We start from the raw sequence: 7637 nt of genomic DNA on the forward strand, positions 1-7637 counted from the left end.
TACCGAGAGCAGGAAGAACATGGCGGAGCTGACGATCTCCTCCGACGAGATCCGTAGCGCGATTGACAACTACACCGAGAGCTACTCCCCGGAGGCCTCCCGCGAGGAGGTCGGCGTCGTCGTCGATACCAGTGACGGCATCGCGCACATCAGCGGTCTGCCGTCGGCGATGGCCAACGAACTGCTGGAGTTCCCCGGCGGAGTGCTGGGCGTGGCCCTCAACCTCGAGGCGACCGAAATCGGTGCCGTGGTCCTGGGTGACTTCCGGGGCATTGCGGAAGGCCAGGAAGTCAAGCGGACCGGCGACGTTCTGTCGGTGCCGGTGAGCGACAACTTCCTCGGCCGCGTCGTGAACCCGCTCGGTCAGCCGATCGACGGTCTCGGTGACATCGAAGCCGACGAGACCCGCGCCCTCGAGCTGCAGGCCGCGTCAGTGCTGGAGCGCCAGCCCGTCGAAGAGCCGCTGCAGACCGGCATCAAGGCCATCGACGCGATGACCCCGATCGGGCGGGGCCAGCGTCAGCTCGTCATCGGCGACCGCAAGACGGGCAAGACCGCCGTCTGCATCGACGCGATCCTGAACCAGAAGGCGAACTGGGAAACCGGCGACCCGAAGCAGCAGGTCCGCTGCATCTATGTCGCAATCGGTCAGAAGGGTTCGACCATCGCGGGTGTCAAGGCGGCCCTCGAGGAGAGCGGCGCGATGGAGTACACCACCATCGTTGCGGCTCCGGCTTCCGACTCCGCCGGATTCAAGTGGCTCGCCCCCTACACCGGCTCGGCTCTCGGTCAGCACTGGATGTACCAGGGCAAGCACGTCCTCGTCGTATTCGACGACCTCACCAAGCAGGCCGAGGCATACCGCGCCATCTCCCTGCTGCTCCGTCGCCCGCCGGGACGTGAGGCATACCCGGGCGACGTCTTCTACCTGCACTCGCGTTTGCTCGAGCGCTCCGCCAAGCTGTCCGACGAACTCGGCGGCGGTTCGCTGACGGCCTTGCCGATCATCGAGACCAAGGCCAACGACGTCTCGGCTTACATCCCGACCAACGTCATCTCCATCACCGACGGCCAGGTCTTCCTCGAGTCCGACCTCTTCAACAAGGGTGTCCGTCCGGCGATCAACGTCGGTATCTCGGTTTCCCGTGTCGGTGGTGCCGCACAGACCAAGGGCATGAAGAAGGTCTCCGGCTCGCTGCGTCTCGAGCTTGCACAGTTCCGTGAGCTCGAAGGCTTCGCGGCCTTCGCCTCCGACCTCGACGCTGCGTCCAAGGCGCAGCTCGAGCGCGGTCAGCGTCTGGTCGAGCTGCTCAAGCAGGACCAGTATTCACCGATCGCTGTCGAGGACCAGATCGTGTCGATCTACCTGGCCGGTGAAGGCGTCTTCGACTCCGTTCCCGTCGCCGACATCCGTCGCTTCGAGGCAGAGCTTCTCGAAGACCTGCACCGTAACGCTGCGGGCGCCTACGAGCAGATCGCCGGTGGCAAGGCACTGACCGACGAGTCCGCCGATGCCTTCAAGGCCGCGACCGACAAGTTCAAGGAGAGCTTCATCGCCTCCGACGGAAGTCGTGTCGTGAACGACCCCGAGGCCGAGGTTCTCGGAGCCGACGAGGTCGAGCAGGAGCAGGTCTCCATCAAACGCACCTCCGTTCGTAAGTGAGCGTGGAGACCATGACCCAGCGTCCAGTGAAGGGAGTGTGATCGACGAATGGCGAACTTGCGTGAGCTCCGCTCGCGGATCAAGTCGGTGAACTCGACCAAGAAGATCACCAAGGCGCAGGAACTGATCGCGACGTCGCGCATCACGAAGGCCCAGGCCCGAGTGGCAGCATCCAAGCCGTACGCCGAGGAAATCACCAAGGTCCTCTCGGAATTGGCAAGTGCGTCCACGTCGTTGGATCATCCCCTGCTCAACGAGCGCGAGAACCCGAAGCGTGCCGCAGTGCTGGTTGTGACCAGCGACCGCGGTATGGCAGGTGGGTACAACTCCAACGTCCTCAAGGAAGCGGAGGAGCTTCGCCGGCTGCTGATCAGCGAGGGCAAAGAGCCCGTGCTGTATGTGCTGGGTGGTAAAGGGCTGGCGTTCTACACGTTCCGCGAGCGCTCGGTCGCGGGTGCGTGGACCGGGTTCTCGCAGGAGCCCCGCTACACCGACGCTGCGAAGGCGAGCCGGCACCTGGTCGAGCTGTTCATGGCAGGTTCCGGTTCCGACGTTCCCGATCCCAATGGAGAAGGCACCATCGAGGGCGTCGACGAGCTCCACATCGTCTACACCCGGTTCGTGTCCATGCTGACCCAGACCCCCGAGGTGCGCCGCTTGGCGCCGCTCGAGGTCAGCGTCACCGTGGACGAAGTCCAACTCGGTGAGGATGCGCTCTCCGATAGTAGACTCGAAGCTACCGCTGGCCCCCAACCCGACTACGACTTCGAACCGGAAGCGTCGATGCTTCTCGCGGTGTTGCTGCCGAAGTACATCAACACACGCATCTATGCGTCGCTACTGGAGGCGGCTGCCTCGGAATCGGCCGCCCGTCGTACCGCGATGAAGGCCGCAACCGACAACGCTACGGAACTGGTGAACACCCTCAGCCGTCAGGCGAACCAGGCCCGCCAGGCCCAGATCACCCAGGAAATCAGCGAGATCGTCGGCGGTGCCGGTGCGCTCGCCTCGAGTGCAGGAAGTGACTGAACCACAATGACCGCAGCAGTTACCGACAACAACGCCGGTGCGGCGTCGGCCCTGGCCGGGCGCGTCGTCCGCGTCATCGGCGCCGTCGTCGACGTGGAATTCCCGCGTGGCGCCGTGCCCGAGCTGTTCAACGCCCTCCACGCCGAGGTCACTCTGGCGTCCGTGGCGAAGACCCTGACCCTTGAGGTCGCGCAGCACCTGGGTGACAACCTGGTCCGCACGATCTCCATGCAGCCGACCGACGGTCTGGTGCGCGGCGCCGCCGTCACCGACTCCGGTCGTCCGATTTCCGTGCCCGTCGGTGATGTCGTCAAGGGCCACGTCTTCAATGCACTGGGCGACTGCCTCGACACCCCGGGCCTCGGTCGTGACGGCGAGCAGTGGGGCATCCACCGCAAGCCCCCGGCCTTCGATCAGCTCGAGGGCAAGACCGAGATCCTCGAGACGGGCATCAAGGTCATCGACCTGCTGACCCCGTACGTCAAGGGCGGCAAGATCGGTCTGTTCGGTGGTGCCGGTGTCGGCAAGACCGTTCTCATCCAGGAGATGATCACCCGTATCGCGCGTGAGTTCTCCGGTACCTCGGTGTTCGCCGGTGTCGGTGAGCGCACCCGTGAGGGCACCGACCTCCACCTTGAGATGGAAGAGATGGGCGTCCTTCAGGACACCGCCCTTGTCTTCGGCCAGATGGACGAGCCGCCGGGAACGCGTATGCGCGTCGCCCTGTCCGCACTGACCATGGCGGAGTACTTCCGCGACGTTCAGGGCCAGGACGTCCTGCTGTTCATCGACAACATCTTCCGCTTCACCCAGGCAGGCTCCGAGGTGTCGACCCTTCTCGGTCGTATGCCTTCCGCCGTGGGCTACCAGCCGACGCTGGCGGACGAGATGGGCGAGCTCCAGGAGCGCATCACCTCGACGCGAGGCCGCTCGATCACCTCGCTGCAGGCGATCTACGTCCCCGCCGACGACTACACCGACCCGGCGCCCGCGACCACGTTCGCGCACCTCGATGCGACCACCGAACTCTCGCGTCCGATTTCGCAGATGGGTATCTACCCGGCTGTGGACCCGCTGACGTCGACCTCGCGCATCCTGGAGCCGGGCATCGTCGGTGCGGATCACTTCCGCGTCGCCAACGAGGTCAAGCGGATCCTGCAGAAGTACAAGGAACTGCAGGACATCATCGCCATTCTCGGCATGGACGAGCTCTCCGAAGAGGACAAGGTCACGGTCAACCGTGCACGTCGCCTTCAGAAGTTCCTCGGCCAGAACTTCATCGTCGCCGAGAAGTTCACCGGTCAGCCGGGCTCCGTCGTGCCGCTGGCCGACACCATCGAGGCGTTCGACCGCGTCTGCAAGGGCGAGTTCGATCACCTGCCCGAGCAGGCGTTCAACAGCTGCGGTGGACTCGACGACGTCGAGGCCGCAGCCAAGAAGATCGCCGGGAAGTAGGCCGCGATGGCTGAAATGACCGTGGACGTGGTCGCTGTCGAGGAGCGCCTGTGGTCCGGCACGGCGACGCTGGTCACCGCTCAGACCACCGAGGGCGAGATCGGCGTCATGGCCGGTCACGAACCGATTCTCGGCCAGCTCGTCGAGGGTGGCGTCGTGTCCGTCAAAACCGTGGACGGCGAGCGCATCGTCCTGGCGGTGCACGGCGGGTTCCTCTCGGTGACCGCCACGACCGTGACCGTGCTTGCAGAATCCGCAGATCTCGTGGACTCGATCGACGTAGAGTCCGCCAAGGCGGTTCTGGCCGAGAGTCAGGACGAAGCCGAGATCGCGGTGGCCAAGGGCCGCCTGCGGGCCGTCGAGCGCGCCTGAGCCGAGCAACAGGACAGCCGCGACGGAGCCGACGAGCAGTGTCAGTAGGAATGATCGTTCTCATCATCCTGGTGGTCCTGCTCGCGGCTTCGGTCGCGGCTTTTCTCTATAGATTCACCAAACTTCGCGGCGGTGGTACCGCCGCAATCGTGCGTGTCATGCCTCGTGCCGATGGTGCCGGTTGGAGGCATGGGATCATCCGCTACGGCGACAACACGCTCGTCTTCTACAAGCTGTCGAGCATCAAGCCCGGACCGGACTCACGGATGAGCCGTCAGGGAATAGATGTGCGATCGCGGCGCGCCCCCGAAGGGAGCGAGTCCGACATCATGACCGACGACATCGCGATACTCGGGATCGTCGACGACGGCAGTGCGTACGAGGTAGCGCTCGACAGCGGCGCACGCACGGCATTCCTGTCGTGGCTGGAGTCCAGGCCTGACGAGCGATCGCAGCGCCGCCGGCTCGGATGAACGAAACCGCTACGCGCCCGCTCCGGGCTTCCAGAGCACGTCGCCGTCGGGATTCGTGAGTCGACTGAGGATGAACAGTAGATCCGACAACCGGTTGAGGTACTTCGCCGGAAGAACGTTCGTGTCGTCGGGTGCGGCTTCGACGGCCGCCCAGGCAGAGCGTTCCGCGCGACGGGCAACGGTGCGTGCCGTATGCAAGAGCGCTGCAGCCGCAGTACCACCAGGCAGGATGAACGAATTGAGCGGCTCGAGCTCTTCGTTGAATTCGTCGCACCACCGTTCGAGCCGGTCGATGTACTCCTGTGTGATCCGCAGCGGCGGGTACTTCGGATTCTCGACGACCGGAGTGGACAGGTCTGCTCCTGCATCGAACAGATCATTCTGAATCTGTTGGATCACCGGGACGACACGGTCGGGAACCGACCCGAGCGCGAGCGCGACACCTAGCGCAGCATTCGTTTCGTCGCAGTCGGCATACGCGACCAGCCGAGCATCGTTCTTCGAGACCCTGGAAAAGTCGCTCAGGCCCGTCGTCCCGTCGTCGCCGGTGCGGGTATAGATCCTTGTGAGGTGGACAGCCATGGCCGTCACGGTACCGGCTCCGATGCACTCCGGGAGACCTGGTTACGCTGTGTCGTTGTGAGTGAACGCTTTCTTGTGACCGGCGGTAGCCGGCTGGTCGGTGACGTCTGTGTCGGCGGTGCCAAGAACAGTGTGCTCAAACTGATGGCTGCGGCTCTCCTCGCCGAGGGCACCAGCACGATCACGAACTGCCCGGACATCCTCGACGTTCCGTTGATGGCCGAGGTGTTGCGCGGCCTGGGCTGTGAGGTGGTGCTCGACGGCGACGAAGTGAGCATCACAACGCCCGCGCAACCCGAATACCATGCTGATTTCGCCGCGGTACGACAGTTCCGTGCCTCCGTGTGCGTCCTCGGCCCACTGGTTGCGCGTTGCAGGCGTGCGGTGGTCGCACTTCCCGGTGGTGACGCGATCGGTTCCCGTCCCCTCGACATGCACCAGACCGGGCTTCGTCTTCTGGGGGCGCACAGCTCGATCGAGCACGGATGCGTGGTTGCCGAGGCCGACGATCTACACGGCGCAGCGATTCGGTTGGCGTTTCCGTCCGTGGGTGCGACCGAGAACATCCTCATGGCGGCGGTGCTGGCCAGCGGGGAGACCACGATCGACAACGCGGCTCGTGAGCCCGAGATCGTGGACCTCTGCACCATGCTGGTGCAGATGGGTGCGCGCATCACCGGTGCGGGAAGCACCACCCTTCATATCGTGGGAGTGCCTTCGCTCGAACCTGCGAGGCATCGGTGCATCGGAGATCGCATCGTGGCAGCGACATGGGGGATCGCGGCCGTGATGACCCGAGGCGACATGACGGTCCGCGGAGTGAATCCGAAGCACATCGCATTGGTACTCGAGAAGCTCCGTGGTGCCGGCGCCGAGGTGACACCGCAGGCCGACGGATTCCACGTCGTCCAGCGGGGCAGGCCTCGCGCAGTCAACTTTGCAACTCTGCCGTACCCGGGGTTCCCGACCGACCTTCAACCGATGGCGATCGGACTTGCCGCTGTCGCCGATGGAACATCGATGATCACAGAGAATGTCTTCGAAGCCCGCTTCAGATTCGTCGAGGAAATGATCCGGCTCGGTGCCGACGCGCGCACCGACGGACACCACGCAGTGGTCCGCGGCGTCGAGGAGTTGTCGAGCGCACCGGTGTGGGCTTCCGACATCCGCGCGGGTGCGGGGCTGGTGCTCGCCGGTCTGTGTGCCGACGGGGTGACCGAAGTCCACGACGTCTACCACATCGATCGCGGATACCCGAGGTTCGTGGAGATCCTGACCGCACTCGGCGGAACCATCGAGCGCGTCGGCAGTGGCGACTTCGGTACCTGACGGTGAACTGCGCCTCCGTCGGCACCGCGACGGACTGTGCCTCCGGGGGATCTCCGGCTCTCGTCTCTTTGTATGCCCGATCATCGGCATCCTGTGCTGCAGGGCGTAATTCACCTACGTGTAGCTCCCTGACGGGTCTGCTGGAGAGCTGTGCTGCGCGTCACGAACTTCGATCTTGCCGACGCCGCACGTGTCTCAGTTCTGTGACCTGCAGAGATGCAGAGTGAAACGTCTTCTACCAGCGGGTTTGGTGGTCCGTTCACAGTCGCGTAACTTATTCCAGGTCAGAGCGACACGGACACCGACCCCGACCACACGGTCAGGGACAACGAGGTTGGACGCAGGCGCCTGAATGTTCACTGGCCGTCAACCTTCTGGTAAGGTTGGAGGCCGCACCGCTTCCTGAAGCGGTTGCAAGACCGAACAAGTAACCCCCGAGATGACGGACAATGATCCGCGATCGACGGTGTGTGCGTGTTCTTTGAGAACTCAACAGTGTGCCGATGAATGTCAGTGCCAAAATTGTTTTTTGGTGCGACCCCACACACAGTGTGTGTGGTGGTTGTGTGCTGATCCTCGCATTCTTCCGTCTGCGAGTGGTCAGTGTTTTTTGCTAGTTTGAGTTTGTATGCTAGTGATTTGGCTCGATGTCTTTGACTGATCAGCCCTTCGGGGTGTTGATTATGAGTCTTTTACGGAGAGTTTGATCCTGGCTCAGGACGAACGCTGGCGGC

At 63.8% G+C, this 7637-nt stretch carries 7 protein-coding genes; 6 read left to right on the forward strand and 1 reads right to left on the reverse strand.

Going from position 1 to position 7637, the window contains the following annotated elements; all coding sequences use genetic code 11:
- Positions 1-19 precede the first annotated feature (19 nt).
- From atpA to ACZI8W_RS21445, 5 genes are read left to right on the forward strand one after another with little or no spacing between them, the layout of a single operon-like run.
- The gene (gene atpA, locus ACZI8W_RS21425; RefSeq protein ID WP_463370524.1) at positions 20-1663 is read left to right on the forward strand and encodes a F0F1 ATP synthase subunit alpha; all 1644 of its coding nucleotides are present in this window, start codon (positions 20-22) and stop codon (positions 1661-1663) included.
- Positions 1664-1711: 48 nt separating this feature from the next.
- Positions 1712-2692, forward strand: a complete 981-nt coding sequence (locus ACZI8W_RS21430) for a F0F1 ATP synthase subunit gamma (RefSeq protein WP_463370525.1) — start codon at positions 1712-1714, stop codon at positions 2690-2692.
- A gap of 6 nt (positions 2693-2698) precedes the next feature.
- Positions 2699-4147 (forward strand): F0F1 ATP synthase subunit beta, encoded by a 1449-nt coding sequence (gene atpD, locus ACZI8W_RS21435; RefSeq protein ID WP_463370526.1) that lies wholly within the window; start codon positions 2699-2701, stop codon positions 4145-4147.
- 6 nt (positions 4148-4153) lie between these two features.
- The gene (locus ACZI8W_RS21440) at positions 4154-4519 is read left to right on the forward strand and encodes a F0F1 ATP synthase subunit epsilon (RefSeq protein ID WP_463370527.1); all 366 of its coding nucleotides are present in this window, start codon (positions 4154-4156) and stop codon (positions 4517-4519) included.
- A gap of 50 nt (positions 4520-4569) precedes the next feature.
- Entirely contained in the window at positions 4570-4992 is a 423-nt protein-coding gene (locus ACZI8W_RS21445) for a DUF2550 domain-containing protein (protein WP_463370528.1), read from the forward strand.
- Between the two features lie 9 nt (positions 4993-5001).
- Here ACZI8W_RS21445 and ACZI8W_RS21450 read toward each other — a convergent pair whose 3' ends face one another.
- Positions 5002-5574: a cob(I)yrinic acid a,c-diamide adenosyltransferase gene (locus tag ACZI8W_RS21450; protein ID WP_463370529.1), complete on the reverse strand. Its 573-nt coding sequence runs from the start codon at positions 5572-5574 to the stop codon at positions 5002-5004.
- A gap of 57 nt (positions 5575-5631) precedes the next feature.
- Between ACZI8W_RS21450 and murA the strand changes: the two genes are divergently transcribed.
- Entirely contained in the window at positions 5632-6903 is a 1272-nt protein-coding gene (murA, locus tag ACZI8W_RS21455) for a UDP-N-acetylglucosamine 1-carboxyvinyltransferase (protein ID WP_463370530.1), read from the forward strand.
- Positions 6904-7637 lie beyond the last annotated feature (734 nt).

The organism is Rhodococcus ruitaii, from assembly GCF_055230935.1.